The sequence below is a fragment of the Tenacibaculum sp. IB213877 genome, from assembly GCF_034043975.1.
Classification (GTDB): Bacteria; Bacteroidota; Bacteroidia; order Flavobacteriales; family Flavobacteriaceae; genus Polaribacter.
The window spans coordinates 317,898-336,051 of sequence record NZ_JAXCHH010000004.1 but is presented as its reverse complement, the minus strand read 5'-3'; the positions used below and the strand labels follow the sequence as shown (position 1 = coordinate 336,051).

Here is an 18,154-nt window from a genome sequence, read left to right as displayed (position 1 = left end):
TAATTGATGTTAAAAGTAGTGTCTGCTAACAATATACTTTATTGAAAAGAAAACTAGCAGTATTTTGAGGATGATTTTTCCAGTTAATATTTGCAGCACTCGAAATAATTTTAAGCAAATCATTAAAATTAGTTGGCTTTACCGCATAATAATTTGCTCCTAGTTTTTGGCTTTGTAAAATGTTATGTTCATTAGAACTTGTAGAGTACATGATTACGGGGGCACCTTGTGTTTCAGGTTTTGATCTAATTTCTTCCAAAAGTTCAAAACCCGACTTTAAAGGCATGTTTAAATCTAAAAAAACAACAAAATCTCCATGGTTGTTTTTTTCTATAGATTCTATTAAATTTTCTCCATTCTTAAGTAAACATAGTGTAATTATACAGTCTTTACTTTCACATAATGTCATTACTGCTTCTTCAAAAAACATTAAATCATCTTCATCATCGTCAGCATAAAAAATTGTAAACTCTTTCATTTAATTAATTAAAATAAGCTTGTTTTTAAAACAGTTGGTTAAACAAAATGTTTAGTTAGTAATCTGCTAAGTTAACTTTTTTTTATTGTGTTGATAGTATTTTTAAGTATTAATTGAAAATTGTAAACTATTTAGTTTTATGTTGTTATAATATGTGTTTAAGCAGATTCCTATTTGTAAATAAAGATTATTTAATTAAAGCGATTTCTAAACTCTAGAGGAGATAATTGGGTTTTTGTTTTAAATAATCTACTAAATGACTGAGAATGCTCAAAACCCAATTCATACGCAATTTCACTTACAGAAAGCTGTGTGGTTGATAGTTTTTCTTTTGCCTTTTCTATTAACTTTTCATGAATATGCTGTTGTGTGCTTTGGCCTGTTAATACCTTTAGTAAACTACTCAAATAATTAGGAGAAACATGTAGGTTATCCGCAACAAATTGAACGGTAGGTAGCCCTTTTTCAATCAATTGATCATTATTGAAATATTCCGATAAAATATTTTCTAAATCTTCTAAAATTTGATGATTGGTTATTTTTCGGGTGATAAATTGACGCTCATAAAAACGATCTGCATAATTTAGCAATACTTCTATTTGAGAGATGATGATGTTTTGACTAAATTTATCAATATTCGTATGGTATTCCTTTTGAATATTTTGCATAATGGTAGCTATCATCAATTCTTCTTTTTCTGATAAAAATAAAGCTTCATTTACGGCGTATCCAAAAAACGGATATTTTTTTATGTTTTTTGCTAAGTTAGTGTTCCATAAAAAATCAGGATGAATCATTAAAATCCAACCCGAAGGTTTTGGGTTGGATTGTTTGTTCATTTGCATATTCATTACTTGCCCGGGAGAAAAGAAAGACATTAACCCTTCGTCAAAATCGTATTCTTGCTGACCATAACGTAGTTTTATGTGAATGTTTTTTTTCAAAGCAATAGAAAAATAATCTTGCACCCAAGAGAACTCAGAGTTTTCTTGAAGTTGATAATTTACTTGACTGTAATCAATTAAACTTACTAACGGATGCTCGGGTTTAGGTAGTCCTGCAAGTTCATGGTATTGATGTATGTATTTAAATTGTTGAATGTTTTTCATTGCAAATAACCTTATAAAAATATTCCACCAGATACTTCAATTCTTTGCCCATTTATCCATTTAGCCTCAGGAGTACATAAAAAAGCCACAACCCCGCCTATATCTTCTGCTTCACCAACTCTTCCTAAAGCGGTAAAATTACTTACTGCTTGTCTTTTTTGCTCATTTGTTTTGTTTTCTCCTCCGCCAAAATCTGTAGCAATAGCACCCGGTGCTACTACGTTAGCTGTTATTTTTTTGGAAGCTAATTCTTTAGCTAAATAGCGGGTAAAAACTTCTACGGCACCTTTTGCTGAAGCATACGCAGATGAATTTGGAAAAGAAAAACGTGCTAGTCCAGAAGAAATGTTAATAATTCTACCTTCATCATTCATGCATGAAATTGCTTTTTGAGTTAAAAAATAAACACCTTTTAAATGTACGTTTATCATTTCATCAAAATCTTCTTCTGTGGTTTCAAGAAATGGTTTATAAATTCCGGTTCCAGCATTATTTACCAAAAAATCAAATTCAGAAGACCCAAATTCTGATTTCATTTTAGATTTTAAATGATTAAAGAAATCATCAAATTGATGGATGTTGCTTACATCTAGCTGTAAAGCAATTGCTTTTTGTCCAATTTTGTTAATTTCTTTAATTACGTCATTTGCTGCAGATTGATTTGAGTGGTATGTAATAACAATATCAATACCTTTTTCGGCTAAATTAACAGCCATATCTTTTCCTAAACCTCGGCTTCCGCCAGTTACTAATGCTATTTTATTGTTCATTTTTTTCATTTTTGGTTAAAAATCTGTTGAAGTAGTTAAAGTTTTATTTTTTTCTAATTCATTCTCAATAATCTTTATCTTTTCCTTGGCAAACTGATAAGCATCGCTACCTAAGAATAAATGTATAGGAGGTGTATTGCTTTTAGTAATTTCAATTAAAGCAACAGCAGCTTTATCAGGATCACCAGCTTGATTTCCGTTTATTTCATCTGTGTGAAGTTTTTCTATAGCTCTGGCTTCTTCATACTCTCTTATCGGATTTTTTGGGAGACTAAAAGAGTTATTTTCTAAAAAATTAGTTCGGAAATAACCAGGGTATACCACCGTAGCATTTATTCCGAAAGCTTTTGCTTCGGCAGAAAGAGCTTCAGTTAAACCCACTAAAGCAAATTTAGTTGCGCAATAAACTCCAAAACTGGGAAAGTTTCCAATAAAACCAGCAACAGATGCAATATTAATGATATGACCTGATTTTTTTGATCGAAAAAGAGGCATTATTCTTCGGATAATATTAAGCGCTCCAAAAACATTTACATCAAAATTTTTACGAGATTCTTTATCACTTAGTTCTTCAAGCGTACCCGCTTGTCCGTAGCCAGCATTGTTTACGACGATGTCTATTTTTCCAAACTTTTTAATAATATTATTAATAGCCTTGTCTACACTTTCTTCATTAATCAAATCTACCTCTAAAGGTAAAAAATTACTTTCAGAATAGTTTACGGCATCTTTTAAAGATTGTAGGTTTCTTGTTGTTGCAGCTACTTGATAGTTTTCTTTTAGTAGTTTTTTAACCAAAGCCAATCCTAATCCTTTAGAAGCTCCGGTAACTAACCAAATTTTTTGTGTGTTCATTATGTGTTTTTTAAGATTAAAATGCAAAGTTCTATCTTATGTTTGCTAATGAAGTAACAAAACCTACGTTTGTTGTAACAAAATCTTTGGTAAGTGATATAAAAAATAAAACCCTATCATTTGATAGGGTTTTGTGACCTCGGCAGGATTCAAACCTGCAACCTCTTGAGCCGTAATCAAGTGCACTATTCAGTTATGCTACGAGGCCGTTTTTGCGGATGCAAATATAAGATTTATTTTTAATTCAAAAAATTATTTTGAAATTTCTTTTTTAAAATCTGTTAGTAGAGGTAAAGCTTTATCCTTATCACTTTTAAAAATAAATAATTCGCAGGTGTCTCCTAAGGTACCAAAACCTGCTAATCTACCAGATTCTTTTTCATCTTTTATAATTGATGGAATACCAGATTGAGTTAATAATTCAGCTAATCGATTAACTAAGATTGAGCTTCCGGTATAAATTTTAATATGTTCGTTCATGGCAATATATTTTGTTTAATCTAAAGAGTTTATTGTAACAAAAGCTTTCCATCCAATAATAGCTAGTTGTAATTTTGATGCTTTGCTAATGTCTAGTTGTTTTTTTGTATAAGAGGGCAAAACAGCTTTGTTTATTGTGGCTAAGGTTTTAAAAAGTTGTTTTTTCATTTTTGTTGTAAAATTCCAGTATCTAAATATAAATAAAAGGAATGGAAAAGCGAAGACTATTGTCTTCGCTTTTAATTTTATTTTTTGTTTTCCATCATTTTTTTAGCTAAATCAGCACCTATGAGTGATTGTAATAAATTATTATCATTTCCAGATTTTCCTCCTTCAATATAAGTAGAAGGTAGTTTTAGATCTTTAATTTGTTGCGCAACACCTACCGCTGTTTTGTATTCCCATTCAGCTTTTTCTTGCGGAGTTAAACCAGCGCTTACTAATTTTTGGTTTTCATACGCTTGTGCATCGGCAGCAAGTTTTTTGCTTTTAGCTTTAAATTGTTCAACTTCATATTGTTTCTTTTCTTTAATTAAATTGAATTCAGCTACTTTAGCTTCTGTTTCTGCAGCAATGGTTTGTTGTATTTGCGCTTTTTCTAATCTAGCTCTTTCGGCAGCTTTTTCGGCTTCTCCTTTAGCTTTTTCTTTTTGAGCACGGTAAAACTCACGTTCTGCTTGTTGCTTTTCTAATTGAGTTTGGGCTACTTCTTCTTTTTGTAATTGTAATCGATTATCAAAAGTCTCTTCCCAATCAATTTCTGTTACAACTGCTTGTACAACAGTTAAGCCGTATGATTTTAATGAGTTTCCTTGTACTCGTACCGGTTCACCATCTTCAAATTTTATTCTGAATCTTTTTTGACGAGATTCTTTATTGGGAACAGTTCTTACCACGGTACTGTCTCCAATAATTTCTGGCTTTTCATTGTCAGAATATTCTTCTAAAACATACATTCCGTTTTCTAATTGATCTTGAAAATAGCGATCAAAATCTGCAGCTTGACCAGAAATATAGTCTTGAGCAGCCATTAACTTACAAGTGTTTTTAATAGATTGATCTATATTTGGGATAATTCTTGATCGAATAAGGTTTTTCTCGGTTTTATTTCTATCTGCCACCGATAAGAATTGCTTTTCATCAGTAATATCAATACTAATAACAATAGAGGTGGCAATTTCTCCTTTTACGGCATCGTTAAATTCCCATTGACGTGCTTTGTCTACGTAAGCATATTGACTCTGATCTCCCAGTTTACCTTCTACATTAGGAATTACATATTTAATAGGTATTTCAAACTGTATAGGTATTAATCTTCCCCACATTTTTGTTTTTATACCCTGTTGAAAAACTGCTTTTTGCCCTCCCCAAGGATATTGAACTGCATAGGCGGTGCCTGGTTCAGCATAAAAGAATATTCCTGTTAAAAAACTCAATATGATACCTGCAGCGATAATTTGTAAACTTCGTTGAAAAGTAAACCAATCGAATGTTTTTTTGTCTTTTAAAAAGGGTTTTAAAATAATTGATATAATTCCAATAATAATTAATAAAATTCCAATAAATGTTAGCATAATAGTTTCTTTTTTATAGTTTATTAAAATAATGTTTCAATAGCATTGTAAATAAAATTGATTGCAATAGTAGCAATTTTTAGTATGACGATTATCATTTTAATTTTGGTTTTTGAGTTAATAATTAGCCTCAATTTCGAAATTGTTTTTTGAAGATAATTCTAACTAATAATTAGTTCCAAATTTTTTAAATGATTTTCATAAAGGTAACTTTATATATGAATCCTAAAAAGTGTTTTTAGTTTTAATTCAAAACATTGTTCTCTTATTTTTTGTTTTATTATGTAATAGGAAAATTGTTTTTTTGTGAATATATGTAATTAAATAAAGGCTATTTTACTGCTGTTTTCACAAAAGCAAAGGACAAACGATTTTTAAAACAAAGTTTTTTATGATTTTGATTTTTATAGTCATTATTCAAAAGCTCTTTTTTTGAAATGAAAAAGAGCAATATTATCTTTCTATAAAAAGAGTATCTTCGCAAAAAAATATATAATTTATGAACATACTTTACATCTTAGGAGGGCTAGTGTTGTTGGTTTTAGGAGGAAACTGGTTACTGAAAGCAGCAGTAGGGTTATCTTTAAAACTAAATATTCCTAAAATTGTAATAGGTATGACAATAGTATCTTTTGCAACTTCAGCACCTGAATTAATAGTAAGTGTAAAGTCTGCTTTAAATGGAGCTACAGGACTAGCTGTGGGTAATGTTATAGGTTCTAATATTGCAAATTTAGGATTGGTTTTAGCTATTACTGTTATTTTATCTTCTATAGATGTAGAAAAAAGTTTTTATAAAACCGATTGGCCGGTAATGATGATAGCTTCAATAATGCTATACGTTTTTATAGCATTTGATAGAACTATTCAACAATACGAAGGTGTAATATTATTTATAACGTTAATTGCTTTTTTAGTGTATCTATTGCGTTTTCAAAAGCAAGCAGTGGTTGATGAGATGCCTGAGGATGATGAGGAGTTACCTTTGTATAAAATTGCTCTTTTCTTGGCAATAGGAGGTTTTGGTTTGTGGGGAGGATCAGAGTTGTTAATAAACGGATCAATATCTTTAGCAAAAAGCTTGGGTGTTAGTGATGCAATTATAGGAGTTACCGTAGTTTCGGTAGGTACAAGTATACCTGAGTTGGCGGCATCGGTAATAGCGGTTTTAAAGAAAGAAAAGGCAATTTCTTTAGGAAACTTAATAGGGTCAAACGTGTTTAATATTTTAGCGGTGCTTGGAATTACTTCAATGATAACTCCTGTAGTAGTTAAACCAGATGCATTAAGTTTAATTACTAATGATATTTATTGGATGCTGGCTATATCATTTGCAATACTTCCGTTAGTATTCTTTCCCAAAGGGCTACGTTTAGGGTGGAGAGATGGAATTATATTGTTAGTGGTTTATATTGCTTTTGTATATCAGGCAATAATGTAATAGTTTTTAAAATAAAAAATCCCAAAACATTAATGTTTTGGGATTTTTTATTGAGAATATTGTTTAAATTATATTTTTACACTTTTTACAGTTTCAACAATTCTTCCTGCTACTTTGTATGGATCAGCATTAGAAGCCGGACGACGGTCTTCTAACCATCCTTTCCATCCTTTTTCTACAGTAATAATAGGAATACGAATAGAAGCACCACGGTCAGAAACTCCATAGCTAAAATCATTAATAGAAGCTGTTTCATGCTTTCCTGTTAAACGCTCATCGTTAAATTCACCATACACCTCAATATGTTCTTTGGTAACAGGTCTGAAAGCTTCACAAACTTTTTCGTAAACCTCTCTGCTTCCACAAGTTCTTAATAAGTTGTTAGAAAAGTTAGCATGCATACCAGAGCCATTCCAATCTCCTTTTACTGGTTTTGGATGGTATTCAATGTAGTAACCATATTTTTCAGTTAATCTATCTAATAAATAGCGAGCTACCCAAATTTCATCTCCTGCTTTTTTAGCTCCTTTTGCAAATAACTGAAATTCCCATTGTCCTGAAGCTACTTCTTGATTAATTCCCTCAAAATTCAATCCTGTGGCAATACATAAATCAGCATGCTCCTCAACAAAGTCACGACCATGAGTATTTTTACCACCTACAGAACAATAATACATTCCTTGAGGTCCTGGGTAACCACCAATAGGGAAACCTAATGGTAATTGAGTATGCGTATCCATAATAAAGTACTCTTGCTCAAAACCGAACCAAAAATCATTGTCATTATCATCAATTTTAGCTCTAGCATTTGATTCGTGAGGAGTTCCATCGGCATTTAAAACTTCTGTCATTATCAAGTATCCATTTTCACGTGCAGGGTCTGGATAAATAGCTACTGGTTTTAATAAACAGTCAGAATCGTTTCCTTCTGCTTGTTTAGTTGAAGAGCCATCAAAAGACCAAATAGGGCAATCTTCTAGCTTGCCACTAAAATTATCAATAACTTTAGTTTTACTACGCATGTTTTGAGTAGGGTAGTATCCATCTAACCAAATGTACTCTAATTTAGATTTGCTCATTGTGTTGTGTTGTTAAACTGTTAAAAATTAGCTACAAATATAATAATTGCTACCTTTTAGAAGAATAAAAAAGAAATACAAAAAGTATTTTTATAGATAATTAAATTTTAGTATTTATTTATTGTTAAATAAGTATTTAAAAATAGATTTTTAATCTTAAATTTTATTTTTTTTAATAATCAGTGCTAGTTAAATTAATCAATAAGTTATTTTTGCGTCACAACAACACAACACAATGAGTCAAGAAGTATCTAAACGTTATGCCCAAAGAGGCGTTTCGGCATCTAAAGAAGATGTTCACAATGCTATTAAAAATATAGATAAAGGTTTATTTCCAAAAGCATTTTGTAAAATTGTTCCTGATTATTTAACAGGTAATCATGAATACTGTTTGGTTATGCATGCTGATGGAGCTGGAACAAAATCTTCCTTAGCCTATATGTATTGGAAAGAAACTGGTGATGTTTCGGTATGGAAAGGTATAGCACAAGATGCCTTAATCATGAATATTGATGATTTATTATGTGTGGGTGCTACAGATAATATTATGCTTTCTTCTACTATTGGTAGAAATAAAAATTTGATTCCGGGTGAAGTTATTTCTGCAATTATTAACGGAACGGAAGAGTTGATATCTGAATTAAAAGAATTTGGAGTAACCATTCATTCTACAGGAGGAGAAACTGCGGATGTTGGTGACTTGGTGCGAACCATTATTGTAGATTCTACCGTAACTGCTCGTGTAAAAAAAGAAAATGTGATTGATAATGCTAACATCAAAGCAGGTGATGTTATTGTTGGGTTAGCATCGTTTGGTCAAGCAACATATGAGAAAGAGTACAATGGCGGAATGGGAAGTAACGGATTGACTTCTGCACGACATGATGTTTTTAATAAATATTTAGCAGAAAAATATCCAGAAAGTTTTGATGCTGCTGTCCCTTCAGATTTAGTGTATTCTGGTAATGTAAAATTGACTGATAAAGTAGAAAATTCTCCAATTGATGCTGGAAAATTAGTCTTATCACCAACGAGAACGTATGCGCCAATTATTAAAAAAATTCTTTCAAAATATACATCGGATACCATTCACGGAATGATTCACTGTTCAGGTGGAGCACAAACTAAAATTTTACATTTTGTAGATGATCTTCATATAGTAAAAGATAATATGTTTGCTATTCCTCCATTGTTCAAGTTAATACAAGAGCAATCAAAAACCGATTGGAAAGAAATGTATCAAGTATTCAATTGTGGACATCGAATGGAATTATATGTTTCTCCTGAAATAGCAGAGGATATTATAACCATTTCAAAATCATTTAATGTAGATGCTCAAATTGTTGGGCGTGTAGAAACATCCGAAGAGAAAAAACTAACTATTAAGAGTGAATTTGGTGTTTTTGAATATTAAATCACCTTCTATCAAAAATAAAATCTACAGAAAAATCATCATTAGCAATTTTTGCTTTTAACTGATTTTTTTCTGCCCAATATGTTATTTTTTTTGGAAATTCATTTTGCTTGTTCTCGCAAGTAAAAGACGAATCTGTTTGGTTGATAAACTTAAATAGAGTGGGTTGTTCATTAACACCTGTTACTTGAAGAAATAAAGAATTATCTTTTTCTATTATACTCAAATTTTCTTTAAAAACAGTATCTGTTTCCTGCAAGGTGTATCCTATTCCGGTATAGTTATTATACCAAGTTTCAAAAGTAGTTTGGTTCGGTTTGTCATTAGATCTTACCCATTTTCCAATAATCCATTCGGGTTTTTTAGTGTTTTTTTCTGTTTGACAAGAAAGGATTGAAAAGCAGATAAAAAAGAAAAATAATAATCGCATAAATAGTTGTTTTAAAGTTTGTTACGTGTGTATCAAATTTAATTAAAAATCCGATAAAAAATCGTAAATTCGCAACCCAAGAAAAGAGTAAGATGTTAGACAAGTTACAGATCGTAAAACAACGTTTTGATGAGGTTTCAGATTTAATCATTCAACCAGATGTTATTTCTGACCAAAAACGTTATGTACAATTAAATAAAGAATATAAAGATTTAGGTAAAGTTGTTGATAGAGCTAAAGAGTACGAAACTTTACTAAATAATATAGAAGAAGCCAAAGAAATTATTGCAGATGGTAGTGATGCGGAAATGGTAGATATGGCTAAGATGGAAATAAGCGAAGCTCAAGACCGTATTCCTGTTTTAGAAGAAGAAATTAAGTTTTTATTAATTCCGAAGGATCCTGAAGACGGTAAAAATGCTGTAGTTGAACTTCGTGCAGGAACTGGTGGAGATGAAGCAAGTATTTTTGCCGGAGATTTATTCAGAATGTATTCTAAATACTGTGAAAGCAAAGGATGGAATGTTTCTATTGTTGATTATTCTGAAGGAACAAACGGAGGATTTAAAGAAATTCAGTTTGAAGTTTCTGGTGAGGATGTGTACGGAACGTTAAAATTTGAAGCAGGAGTACACCGTGTACAACGTGTACCTCAAACAGAAACGCAAGGTCGTGTACATACATCTGCAGCTACGTGTATGGTATTTCCAGAGGCAGAAGAATTTGATGTAGAAATTGATCCTAAAGATGTCCGTATTGATTATTTCTGTTCGTCAGGTCCAGGAGGTCAGTCGGTAAACACTACATATTCTGCGGTGCGTTTAACACACATTCCAACAGGATTGGTAGCGCAATGTCAAGATCAGAAATCACAACATAAAAACAAAGAAAAAGCATTCAGAGTATTACGTTCGCGTTTATACGATATGGAGCTGGCTAAAAAACAAGCAGAAGATGCTGCTAAACGTGGAACGATGGTAACTTCAGGAGACCGTTCTGCAAAAATTAGAACCTATAACTATCCGCAAGGTCGTGTAACTGATCACAGAATTGGATTGACTTTATACGATTTGCAAAATATTGTGAATGGTGATATTCAAAAAATCATTGACGAATTAATGCTTGCAGAAAACACTTCTAAGCTAAAAGAATTAGGAGAAACAATATAAAACAAAGCCCAATCATCTGATTGGGCTTTTTTAATTTACTAAAATTTTAGCAGTATATATTCAATTGGTTTTGAGCTAATTTTAATATTTTATGAGTTAACTTTCTTTTAGTTAGGCGTTTACATTTGTTGGTAACTTAAAACTATTACAGATGGAAACAAAAAATAAGATAGATGCTTTAAAAACATTTAAAGATCTTGCAGAAAATATCGATTTTACATTAATGTCTACTAATTTATCACAATTTCCATTTCATACTGTACCTATGAGTACTAAAAAAGTAGATGAAAATGGAAATATTTGGTTTTTGAGTGGAAGAAATAGTATGCATAACGTGCATATTAAACAGAGTCCAGAAGTACATTTGTCGTATGCTAAACCTGGAGATATGGAATTTTTAGCCGTGTGTGGACATGCAGAAATTATGAATAGTCCAAGTATTATAGAGGAACTGTATGGCAAATCAGATGATATGTGGTTTGACGGAAAAAATGATCCTAATGTATCTGTAATTAAGGTAAAACCACATGAAGTAAGTTATTGGGATACAAAAGATAATAAATTGGTAAGCTTGCTAAAAGCGGGTTATGCATTTATAGTAGGGAGTGAGCCAGATACTATTGAAAAGGGTACAATTGATTTTTAGGAATCATGAAAATTCAATTATATAAAAGCATCTGTTTTTAAACAGATGCTTTTTAATTTTATTTCTTTATTCTTCCTCGTTATTAAGTTCTTCAGAAAAAATCATCATGTCAGATTTCTCTTTAATACTTATTGCTTTGTTACAATTAATGGCTATAGGACGTTGTAATAACCCAGGGTTGTGTTTTATAATCTTTAACCAATCAGAAACTAAAAAATCTTCAGCTTTACCAACATTGGGTGAGTTAGGATGCTCAGGAGAAAAAAGTTCACCCAAACTAACTCCTATCATATCTGCTATTTCCAGCCATACAGTTTGAGAAATGTTTTCATTGCAAATATCAATAGTTTGTATACGCTTATCAATACTTTGAGCATAAGCTAACATTTCTTTTCCAAAGCTTGATTCACATGAATATATATACAATAACTGTCTGTTGTCTTTTGCTAATACGCTCATAATATTAAGTTTATGAATCAAAAATACTTCATCATTAATTGTTTTCTTTGCCCAAATGAATCAATGATTAACTCATATGAGCAATTCGTTTTTTTTAATTATAAATAGCTTTGTATAAAACGACTATTATGAATACTAAGCAAGAAATATTAAGAATAGAAGAGTATGAAAAAAAAGGATATACTTCAAGCTATCAGTTTGAAAATGACGCGCTTGTTGATGTCGACTCAAAAAAAAGTTATGCTAAAGATGCAGTAACCATAGAAAAGCAATACAGATTTGAAGGTTTTACGAACCCTTCAGATTTAAGCATTCTATACATTTTAAAGATGAATGACGGTACTAAAGGTACTTTGTTAACTGCATACGGACCAAAAGCTGATGCAGAACTAGCATGGTTTTTAAAAGAAGTAGAAGAAATTAATTCAAAGTAGTTTTTTGATGGAAGTAAAAGAAAAGAGTTTAGCGTTAGCTAAACTCTTTTCTTTTTTCCTTTTCTTTTTTCCTTTTCTTTTTTCCTTTTCTTTTTTCCTTTTCTTTTTTCCTTTTCTTTTTTCCTTTTCTTTTTTCCTTTTCTTTTTTCCTTTTCTTTTTTATTTAATTATCTTCTTAACCATGTTATATAAACCATATCTACCAGCTGTTTTAACTGCAGTTTGAAACCAATTAGGTAAAGACAGATCATCTTTAATTTGATGCTTTATAATTTTTAGTTCTTCAATAGAAATATCTCTTTCTAGTTTCAATCTATGAAGCTCCTCCTTAATTTCTTTATTGTTATTATATATCGTCTTCATCTTCAAAAAAGATATTTGATAGGTTTTTTATTATTAAACTTTCAATAGCGCCTCTTAGCATATAAGCAATAACTGCAAATAGTACATAGATTAAAGCAACTAAAAAATATGCCAAAGCATCGTTACCTAAATAATTACCTATTAAGTTAGACAAGCCTACAGCTATAAAAATAAAAGCAATTAGCAAGAACAATCCTACAACAGCTAGTTTAACTAGCATGCTTATAGATGAGGTTGCCATTTGAAAAACTTTGAGCCTGTAATAGGCTTCAGAGTTTTTCAAAAAGGCCTCACTCTTTTTAATAGCAGTGTCAGTTGTATGTTCTAATGATTCGAAAATAGCCATTATTTACTAGCGGTCTGTAATTTTTTATTCTTTGCTTTAAGTACCTTAAGCTTGTTTTCTAAAGTTGAAATTACATCATCAGCTTTATAGCTTATGTCAGTTACTAAAGTATCTAGTTTCTGTTCTAAAGTTTGATTTTGAGAAGCTAATGCCTCAGAAACATTGTTTCTTATATCTGTAGCTGTCCTAGAAACAGAATCTTTAACATGTATTGCTTCTGCAGCTAAAGTATCTTTAGCTTCATTTGCTTTTTCTGCAATTCTTTGTCTTGTTTTGCTACCTTTATCTGGAGCAAAAAGCACTCCTAATCCCACGCCAACGGCTGTTCCTAGTAATACTCCTAATGTGTTGTTATTATCACTCATAATATTTTTTTTAATGTTGTTAATAATTAATACAAAGATAAGTTGAGGTGTTTTAGTATGTTGACTCTTAAAAAAATAAGATTAACTCATTTAATAAAATTACCGGTTTAAAGTTCTCTTTTTCTTTTTTGCAATTAAACCTACTAGTATAGATATAGAGCCAATTCCTAAATTTATATAACTGTTATCTGTATTTGGTTTTGAGTTATAGTAAGAAATATCTGAAATCATATCAGGAAAAATAAGTCTGAGTAATCCATAGGCTAATAAAAACAAGCCAACAGTTACTAGAAGTATTTTTACTATTTTAATCATTCTGAATTTCATTTCAATCTCTTACTCGTTCAAAATTATATACATATTTTAATATTTTATTGCTCAAAAAAGAGTAATGTTAACTCATTTGAGTTTTTTATACATTTTAAACAATAAGGTTAAGTTACTGTTAATAAGTGTGGTAGTGGGGTTTAAATAAAAAAAAGGCTACTTGTAAAATAAGTAACCCTTTTTAATAATCCCCAACTTAAATATTTTTAAATAGCTATAGATTTTTGCTCCGTTATATCCCAACAATAAGCATTGACAACAGAAACTTTTAAAGCTACTATATCACTATCATTTTTTCCTTTTTTAAAGCATTGAACGTCCTCATTATCCCAAAACTTATCAATTAAGTCTTTAGAATCATAATGAACACCTACCCCAGTAATTGATAGGTATTCTTTATCTGTATAATTAGCAAAAGTTAACAGTACATCTCCTTTTTCTTGAATTACTTCAAAATGTTCTGATTCTTTATGTGATAAAAACCAAATATTACCATTCTCATCAATTGATTTAACATTCATAGGGCACACACAAGTTCTCTGAGAATCTAGAGGAACTATTAACATGCACTTAGGATTGTTAATTAATAACGATTTAATTTTTTCAACATAATTTTTCCCGTCTAAATCTTTCACTGTATCCATGAGGAAATACTTTCATTCAATTACTGATGCAAATATTGTGGTTTTTATTAAATGACATTGACTCAAAAAAAAAATAGATGTGCTCTATTGAATTAAAAAGAGTGCTTAAATAACATACTTAAGCCAAAAGGTCTAGTAATAGTTACGAATAATCTGCTTTTGTAAAAATAAATTTTATATGTTAAGCGCGTTTTAATAAATACCTGTAATACACATTATTTAACATAGAAAATAAATTGCTTTTTATTGTTTTTTATAGTTTTTCTAATTAAAAATTGTAGTATTTTCGCTTAACAATTAATTAATTGCATGATTGTTTATCTTAAATACGATATCAATACCACATCTAAATTATTTTTAAAGCATCATTTGAGTACTTTAAAAATTGACTTTACAATATCTAATACAAATGAAATTGAATTCTCAGAGCATTTAACCTTAGATAGTAAATTAAAATTGCAAGAGTTATTAGCGCAGTTTCAAATAGAAATAGTTAATGATACTAATTTAGATACTATTCAACGTATTAAAATGTGTATTGATGAGATGTTAAAGGATAAGGAAGCAGTTAAAGTAACAGCCTCTCATTACTTAGCAGATAAACTAAACTATTCATACGCTTATTTATCAAATTTATTTTCAGAAGCAACACATTCTTCTATAGAGAATTATATAATTTTAAGAAAGGTAGATTTGGTAAAAGAATTTTTATTAAATACAAACCTTACATTAACGGAAATAGCATATGAGCTTAACTATAGCAGTGTAGCTCATTTGTCTGGGCAATTTAAAAAAACAACAGGACTAACAACTTCTGCTTTTAAAAGAATTGTAGAGAAACGTAAACAGTATTTAACTACTATTGTAAATGACTAAAAACCCTTTAAGAGTTATTTTAACAGATGATGATATAGATGATCGTTTGTTTTTTGAAGAAGCTATTCAAGAAGTTAACATTGATACAATGCTTACTATGTTTAACCATGGTCAAGAATTAATGAATCATCTTCTTGCGGCAGATACTATTTTGCCAAATTTAATTTTTTTAGATTTGAACATGCCCATAAAAAATGGAATGGAGTGTTTGCTAGATATTAGAAAAACCCCTAAGCTAAAAGATATTATAGTAGCCATATATTCAACCTCTTCTTCTGAAGAGGATATAGAAAATACATTTGTAAACGGAGCCAACATATATATCAATAAACCTTCAACTTTTAATGATCTTAAAAAGGCTATAGAAAAAGTATTACAAATTAACTGGCAATATCACACATCAGACTTTAAAAAAGAAAATTTTTTATTCAGAATTTAAAAAGATAATATAAAATATGCCTAACAAAAATATTATAGAATCAAATAAAGTTTATGTAATTCTATCTGCTGTTGTATTAGGTATTTTATTATCAACTTTTATTGGGTCATATATGTTTTTTTCTCAATTAGAAGATTCTTTAGATTCTTCTAATGAAGAATATGATGAATATATTCAGTTAAATCAATTATCAGAAAAATATAAATTAATAGAAAAAGAGCAACTCCAATCATCACTACTTAAAAGAAAAATTGATTCTCAACGGTGGCATGACCTAAGTGATGATATTGAACTAATGCTTCAAAATTTACGGAGTAAATTTAAAGACGATCAAGTACAGCTTACCAAAATTAATGCAATTACATTTCAGCAAGATAAATTATTCGGAACCCTATCTGAATTAGATACCACTTTTGCATTATCTAGCAGAAGAAATATACTAAAGAAATTTAAAGATATTAATACCACTTTAGTTACTATTGACTCTATTAAAAACAGCATAGTAAAACATAAAAGAAAAAACATATCTAAAATTTTAAAAGACCAAGATGACACTAATAGGTCTGTAGCTATAATGATGGTTATTACTTCGCTATTGGCGCTAGTAATTTTTACCCTGTCTGTATACAAATTGTTTGTAGACAAGAAAAAATATTTAAAAACAGCTTTGTTTTTAGAAAGGATTCTAGATGCATCCAATGATATCGTGAACTTATACACTCCTATATATAACAATGATAAAGTTGTAGATTTTAAAATTGAATACGCAAGTAAAGCCAATCAACCGCTTACCCATTTTAATATTAATAATATAAAAGGAAAAAGGGTAACAGAAGTTTTTCCTTTCTTAAAACCTTCTGGTTCTTTTGATCAAATACTACAATCTTTTAACTCCCAAACAAGTATAGAGAGAGTTAATGATCATATAATTAACGGCGAATCTCATAAGTATTTTGTAAGATTATTTCCTTCTGAAAATAATATGAAAATAATTATTTCTGATGTTACTAAAACTTTTGAAGATGAAAAAGAGCTTATAAAACTAAATGAAAATTTAAAGCTGAATAATGATATATTAAATGAAGCAGAGAAGTTAGCTTCTATGGGAAGTTATATTTGGTTTATTGATGAAGATAATTCAGTACTGTCAGATAATGTTTATAGAATATTAGGATATAAACCTCAAGAATTCAAATCATCCGCAGAAAAATTTAAAGAATTTATTCATTCGGAAGATATAGATATGTATGATCAGCAAATAGAAGAGGCTTATAAAAACAATAAACCTATAGATTTTGTATTTAGAGTTATAACTCCACAAAACACAGTAAAATATTTATATACCAACGGAGAGCTGAGTAATTATTATGGTAAAACAACTATGATTGGTGTTATACAAGATATAACCATGAAAATAGATGTAGAAAAAGAGCTTCAAGAAAAAAACACAGAGTTAACGCATCAAAATGCCGAATTAGAATCATTTAATAGAATTGCTAGTCATGACCTGCAAGAGCCTTTACGTAAAGTTCAAATGTATTTGTCTAGACTTTCTGAAACCGAACAATTATCTGATAGAAGTAAAAAATATATAGACAGAGCCACTAAAGCAAGCGCAAGAATGCGTACGCTTATAAACAATTTATTAGCTTTTTCACGTATAAATAAAAAAGAAACTGAATTTACCTCAGTAAATTTAAACACCATATTACACGAAGCTATTGATGATTTGTCATTATCAATAGAAGAATCTCAAGCAGAAATTATTTATAATGATTTACCAGAAATAAAAGGAGTAGAATTTCAATTAAATCAACTATTTAACAACTTGCTATCTAATGCCATTAAATATCTTGACAAAGAAAAAAAATTACAAATTAAAATTACTTCAAAAAAAATAAACTATAAGCAAATAGACGAACCCTTTGTTAAAAACTATACCGAATATTACCAAATAAAAGTAACAGACAATGGTATTGGATTTGATAATAATATGAGAAACAAAATTTTTGAAATGTTTCAAAGGTTACATCAAAAACATGAATATTCTGGGACAGGAATTGGGTTGGCTATATGTAAAAAAATAGTAGTAAACCATCACGGATTTATTAAAGCCACTAGTATAAAGGGTAGTGGTTCTGTTTTTACAATATATTTTCCAGCAACATAAAAGCCTAAAAAATAGGCACTTATATCAGTTTTCTTAAAATTTTATAACACAATGCAAAAATTGTGTAACATAAAACCTTGACATCGGTTGCATCTTTGCAGTGTAACTTTAAACGATGTATAAAATGAAAACACTATCATACCAATCTAATAAATTAAATGCCAGAGTAGGTTTAGTAATGGCTAAAGTAGAATATTTAACTAAAAAAGGATTTAGTACTAAAATTGTAGCTAAGAAAGGCCAGCCATTAACCAAGTAAGATAAGTTTAATTAACCAAAAATTCAC

Annotated in this window: 24 protein-coding genes and 1 tRNA gene; 9 read left to right on the top strand and 16 right to left on the bottom strand. The window is 29.9% G+C overall.

Annotated elements, in window-relative coordinates; genetic code table 11:
• Positions 1-25: 25 nt before the first annotated feature.
• The 8 genes from SLH33_RS04935 to SLH33_RS04900 form a co-directional block, all read right to left on the bottom strand.
• Entirely contained in the window at positions 26-478 is a 453-nt protein-coding gene (locus SLH33_RS04935; protein ID WP_320417956.1) for a response regulator, read from the bottom strand.
• Between the two features lie 191 nt (positions 479-669).
• Positions 670-1,587 (bottom strand): helix-turn-helix transcriptional regulator, encoded by a 918-nt coding sequence (locus tag SLH33_RS04930; protein ID WP_320417955.1) that lies wholly within the window; start codon positions 1,585-1,587, stop codon positions 670-672.
• Between the two features lie 11 nt (positions 1,588-1,598).
• Positions 1,599-2,357 carry an SDR family NAD(P)-dependent oxidoreductase gene (locus SLH33_RS04925; protein ID WP_320417954.1) on the bottom strand — a complete coding sequence of 253 codons (759 nt, stop codon included), beginning with the start codon at positions 2,355-2,357 and terminating at the stop codon, positions 1,599-1,601.
• Positions 2,358-2,372: 15 nt separating this feature from the next.
• A complete protein-coding gene (locus tag SLH33_RS04920; RefSeq protein WP_320417953.1) occupies positions 2,373-3,212 on the bottom strand; it encodes an SDR family oxidoreductase in 840 nt (279 codons plus the stop codon).
• 134 nt (positions 3,213-3,346) lie between these two features.
• Positions 3,347-3,420: transfer RNA gene (locus SLH33_RS04915), tRNA-Arg, on the bottom strand.
• Between the two features lie 44 nt (positions 3,421-3,464).
• A complete protein-coding gene (locus SLH33_RS04910; protein ID WP_320417952.1) occupies positions 3,465-3,692 on the bottom strand; it encodes a DUF2007 domain-containing protein in 228 nt (75 codons plus the stop codon).
• 15 nt (positions 3,693-3,707) lie between these two features.
• Entirely contained in the window at positions 3,708-3,860 is a 153-nt protein-coding gene (locus SLH33_RS04905; RefSeq protein WP_320417951.1) for an SsrA-binding protein, read from the bottom strand.
• A gap of 77 nt (positions 3,861-3,937) precedes the next feature.
• Positions 3,938-5,266 carry a cell envelope integrity protein TolA gene (locus SLH33_RS04900; protein WP_320417950.1) on the bottom strand — a complete coding sequence of 443 codons (1,329 nt, stop codon included), beginning with the start codon at positions 5,264-5,266 and terminating at the stop codon, positions 3,938-3,940.
• Between the two features lie 499 nt (positions 5,267-5,765).
• Here SLH33_RS04900 and SLH33_RS04895 point away from each other — a divergent pair, with 499 nt between their 5' ends.
• Positions 5,766-6,707 carry a calcium/sodium antiporter gene (locus SLH33_RS04895; protein WP_320417949.1) on the top strand — a complete coding sequence of 314 codons (942 nt, stop codon included), beginning with the start codon at positions 5,766-5,768 and terminating at the stop codon, positions 6,705-6,707.
• A 68-nt stretch (positions 6,708-6,775) separates the two neighbouring features.
• Here the strand turns inward: SLH33_RS04895 and SLH33_RS04890 are convergent, their stop codons facing one another.
• The gene (locus tag SLH33_RS04890; protein ID WP_320417948.1) at positions 6,776-7,786 is read right to left on the bottom strand and encodes a glutamine synthetase beta-grasp domain-containing protein; all 1,011 of its coding nucleotides are present in this window, start codon (positions 7,784-7,786) and stop codon (positions 6,776-6,778) included.
• 235 nt (positions 7,787-8,021) lie between these two features.
• Here SLH33_RS04890 and SLH33_RS04885 point away from each other — a divergent pair, with 235 nt between their 5' ends.
• Positions 8,022-9,200, top strand: coding sequence for an AIR synthase related protein (locus SLH33_RS04885; RefSeq protein WP_320417947.1), 1,179 nt, complete (start codon positions 8,022-8,024; stop codon positions 9,198-9,200).
• A gap of 1 nt (position 9,201) precedes the next feature.
• Here the strand turns inward: SLH33_RS04885 and SLH33_RS04880 are convergent, their stop codons facing one another.
• Positions 9,202-9,630, bottom strand: coding sequence for a DUF6265 family protein (locus SLH33_RS04880; RefSeq protein ID WP_320417946.1), 429 nt, complete (start codon positions 9,628-9,630; stop codon positions 9,202-9,204).
• 92 nt (positions 9,631-9,722) lie between these two features.
• Between SLH33_RS04880 and prfA the strand changes: the two genes are divergently transcribed.
• A complete protein-coding gene (gene prfA / locus SLH33_RS04875; RefSeq protein WP_320417945.1) occupies positions 9,723-10,799 on the top strand; it encodes a peptide chain release factor 1 in 1,077 nt (358 codons plus the stop codon).
• A 151-nt stretch (positions 10,800-10,950) separates the two neighbouring features.
• Positions 10,951-11,445, top strand: coding sequence for a pyridoxamine 5'-phosphate oxidase family protein (locus SLH33_RS04870; RefSeq protein WP_320417944.1), 495 nt, complete (start codon positions 10,951-10,953; stop codon positions 11,443-11,445).
• Positions 11,446-11,511: 66 nt separating this feature from the next.
• On the opposite strand, the gene SLH33_RS04865 is transcribed toward SLH33_RS04870, so the two are convergent.
• A complete protein-coding gene (locus tag SLH33_RS04865) occupies positions 11,512-11,904 on the bottom strand; it encodes a hypothetical protein (RefSeq protein WP_320417943.1) in 393 nt (130 codons plus the stop codon).
• A 128-nt stretch (positions 11,905-12,032) separates the two neighbouring features.
• Between SLH33_RS04865 and SLH33_RS04860 the strand changes: the two genes are divergently transcribed.
• Positions 12,033-12,338: a hypothetical protein gene (locus tag SLH33_RS04860; RefSeq protein ID WP_320417942.1), complete on the top strand. Its 306-nt coding sequence runs from the start codon at positions 12,033-12,035 to the stop codon at positions 12,336-12,338.
• Positions 12,339-12,497: 159 nt separating this feature from the next.
• Here SLH33_RS04860 and SLH33_RS04855 read toward each other — a convergent pair whose 3' ends face one another.
• From SLH33_RS04855 to SLH33_RS04835, 5 genes are all read right to left on the bottom strand, one after another.
• Complete coding sequence (locus tag SLH33_RS04855; RefSeq protein ID WP_320417941.1) at positions 12,498-12,701, bottom strand: hypothetical protein; 204 nt, start codon at positions 12,699-12,701, stop codon at positions 12,498-12,500.
• A complete protein-coding gene (locus SLH33_RS04850; protein ID WP_320417940.1) occupies positions 12,685-13,047 on the bottom strand; it encodes a hypothetical protein in 363 nt (120 codons plus the stop codon). Before SLH33_RS04850 ends, SLH33_RS04855 begins: the two co-directional genes overlap by 17 nt.
• Positions 13,047-13,412, bottom strand: coding sequence for a YtxH domain-containing protein (locus tag SLH33_RS04845; RefSeq protein WP_320417939.1), 366 nt, complete (start codon positions 13,410-13,412; stop codon positions 13,047-13,049). The genes SLH33_RS04850 and SLH33_RS04845 overlap by 1 nt, the downstream gene beginning before the upstream one ends.
• 99 nt (positions 13,413-13,511) lie before the next feature.
• Complete coding sequence (locus SLH33_RS04840) at positions 13,512-13,727, bottom strand: hypothetical protein (RefSeq protein ID WP_320417938.1); 216 nt, start codon at positions 13,725-13,727, stop codon at positions 13,512-13,514.
• A 218-nt stretch (positions 13,728-13,945) separates the two neighbouring features.
• A complete protein-coding gene (locus SLH33_RS04835; RefSeq protein ID WP_320417937.1) occupies positions 13,946-14,383 on the bottom strand; it encodes a pyridoxamine 5'-phosphate oxidase family protein in 438 nt (145 codons plus the stop codon).
• A gap of 309 nt (positions 14,384-14,692) precedes the next feature.
• Here SLH33_RS04835 and SLH33_RS04830 point away from each other — a divergent pair, with 309 nt between their 5' ends.
• The 4 genes from SLH33_RS04830 to SLH33_RS04815 all read left to right on the top strand — a co-directional run bounded on the left by SLH33_RS04830 (position 14,693) and on the right by SLH33_RS04815 (position 18,127).
• On the top strand, positions 14,693-15,259 hold the full coding sequence (locus SLH33_RS04830; RefSeq protein WP_320417936.1) for an AraC family transcriptional regulator: 567 nt from the start codon (positions 14,693-14,695) through the stop codon (positions 15,257-15,259).
• A complete protein-coding gene (locus tag SLH33_RS04825; protein ID WP_320417935.1) occupies positions 15,252-15,698 on the top strand; it encodes a response regulator in 447 nt (148 codons plus the stop codon). The genes SLH33_RS04830 and SLH33_RS04825 overlap by 8 nt, the downstream gene beginning before the upstream one ends.
• A gap of 16 nt (positions 15,699-15,714) precedes the next feature.
• Positions 15,715-17,868, top strand: a complete 2,154-nt coding sequence (locus SLH33_RS04820) for a sensor histidine kinase (protein ID WP_320417934.1) — start codon at positions 15,715-15,717, stop codon at positions 17,866-17,868.
• A 124-nt stretch (positions 17,869-17,992) separates the two neighbouring features.
• Complete coding sequence (locus tag SLH33_RS04815; protein WP_320417933.1) at positions 17,993-18,127, top strand: hypothetical protein; 135 nt, start codon at positions 17,993-17,995, stop codon at positions 18,125-18,127.
• Positions 18,128-18,154 lie beyond the last annotated feature (27 nt).

Excerpts from the sequence above, each read along its gene's own strand:
- SLH33_RS04935 (WP_320417956.1), bottom strand. The coding sequence starts at position 478 with ATGAAAGAGTTTACAATTTTTTATGCTGACGATGATGAAGATGATTTA.
- SLH33_RS04930 (WP_320417955.1), bottom strand. The coding sequence starts at position 1,587 with ATGAAAAACATTCAACAATTTAAATACATACATCAATACCATGAACTT.
- SLH33_RS04925 (WP_320417954.1), bottom strand. The coding sequence starts at position 2,357 with ATGAACAATAAAATAGCATTAGTAACTGGCGGAAGCCGAGGTTTAGGA.
- SLH33_RS04920 (WP_320417953.1), bottom strand. The coding sequence starts at position 3,212 with ATGAACACACAAAAAATTTGGTTAGTTACCGGAGCTTCTAAAGGATTA.
- SLH33_RS04910 (WP_320417952.1), bottom strand. The coding sequence starts at position 3,692 with ATGAACGAACATATTAAAATTTATACCGGAAGCTCAATCTTAGTTAAT.
- SLH33_RS04905 (WP_320417951.1), bottom strand. The coding sequence starts at position 3,860 with ATGAAAAAACAACTTTTTAAAACCTTAGCCACAATAAACAAAGCTGTT.
- SLH33_RS04900 (WP_320417950.1), bottom strand. The coding sequence starts at position 5,266 with ATGCTAACATTTATTGGAATTTTATTAATTATTATTGGAATTATATCA.
- SLH33_RS04895 (WP_320417949.1), top strand. The coding sequence starts at position 5,766 with ATGAACATACTTTACATCTTAGGAGGGCTAGTGTTGTTGGTTTTAGGA.
- SLH33_RS04890 (WP_320417948.1), bottom strand. The coding sequence starts at position 7,786 with ATGAGCAAATCTAAATTAGAGTACATTTGGTTAGATGGATACTACCCT.
- SLH33_RS04885 (WP_320417947.1), top strand. The coding sequence starts at position 8,022 with ATGAGTCAAGAAGTATCTAAACGTTATGCCCAAAGAGGCGTTTCGGCA.
- SLH33_RS04880 (WP_320417946.1), bottom strand. The coding sequence starts at position 9,630 with ATGCGATTATTATTTTTCTTTTTTATCTGCTTTTCAATCCTTTCTTGT.
- prfA (WP_320417945.1), top strand. The coding sequence starts at position 9,723 with ATGTTAGACAAGTTACAGATCGTAAAACAACGTTTTGATGAGGTTTCA.
- SLH33_RS04870 (WP_320417944.1), top strand. The coding sequence starts at position 10,951 with ATGGAAACAAAAAATAAGATAGATGCTTTAAAAACATTTAAAGATCTT.
- SLH33_RS04865 (WP_320417943.1), bottom strand. The coding sequence starts at position 11,904 with ATGAGCGTATTAGCAAAAGACAACAGACAGTTATTGTATATATATTCA.
- SLH33_RS04860 (WP_320417942.1), top strand. The coding sequence starts at position 12,033 with ATGAATACTAAGCAAGAAATATTAAGAATAGAAGAGTATGAAAAAAAA.
- SLH33_RS04855 (WP_320417941.1), bottom strand. The coding sequence starts at position 12,701 with ATGAAGACGATATATAATAACAATAAAGAAATTAAGGAGGAGCTTCAT.
- SLH33_RS04850 (WP_320417940.1), bottom strand. The coding sequence starts at position 13,047 with ATGGCTATTTTCGAATCATTAGAACATACAACTGACACTGCTATTAAA.
- SLH33_RS04845 (WP_320417939.1), bottom strand. The coding sequence starts at position 13,412 with ATGAGTGATAATAACAACACATTAGGAGTATTACTAGGAACAGCCGTT.
- SLH33_RS04840 (WP_320417938.1), bottom strand. The coding sequence starts at position 13,727 with ATGATTAAAATAGTAAAAATACTTCTAGTAACTGTTGGCTTGTTTTTA.
- SLH33_RS04835 (WP_320417937.1), bottom strand. The coding sequence starts at position 14,383 with ATGGATACAGTGAAAGATTTAGACGGGAAAAATTATGTTGAAAAAATT.
- SLH33_RS04830 (WP_320417936.1), top strand. The coding sequence starts at position 14,693 with ATGATTGTTTATCTTAAATACGATATCAATACCACATCTAAATTATTT.
- SLH33_RS04825 (WP_320417935.1), top strand. The coding sequence starts at position 15,252 with ATGACTAAAAACCCTTTAAGAGTTATTTTAACAGATGATGATATAGAT.
- SLH33_RS04820 (WP_320417934.1), top strand. The coding sequence starts at position 15,715 with ATGCCTAACAAAAATATTATAGAATCAAATAAAGTTTATGTAATTCTA.
- SLH33_RS04815 (WP_320417933.1), top strand. The coding sequence starts at position 17,993 with ATGAAAACACTATCATACCAATCTAATAAATTAAATGCCAGAGTAGGT.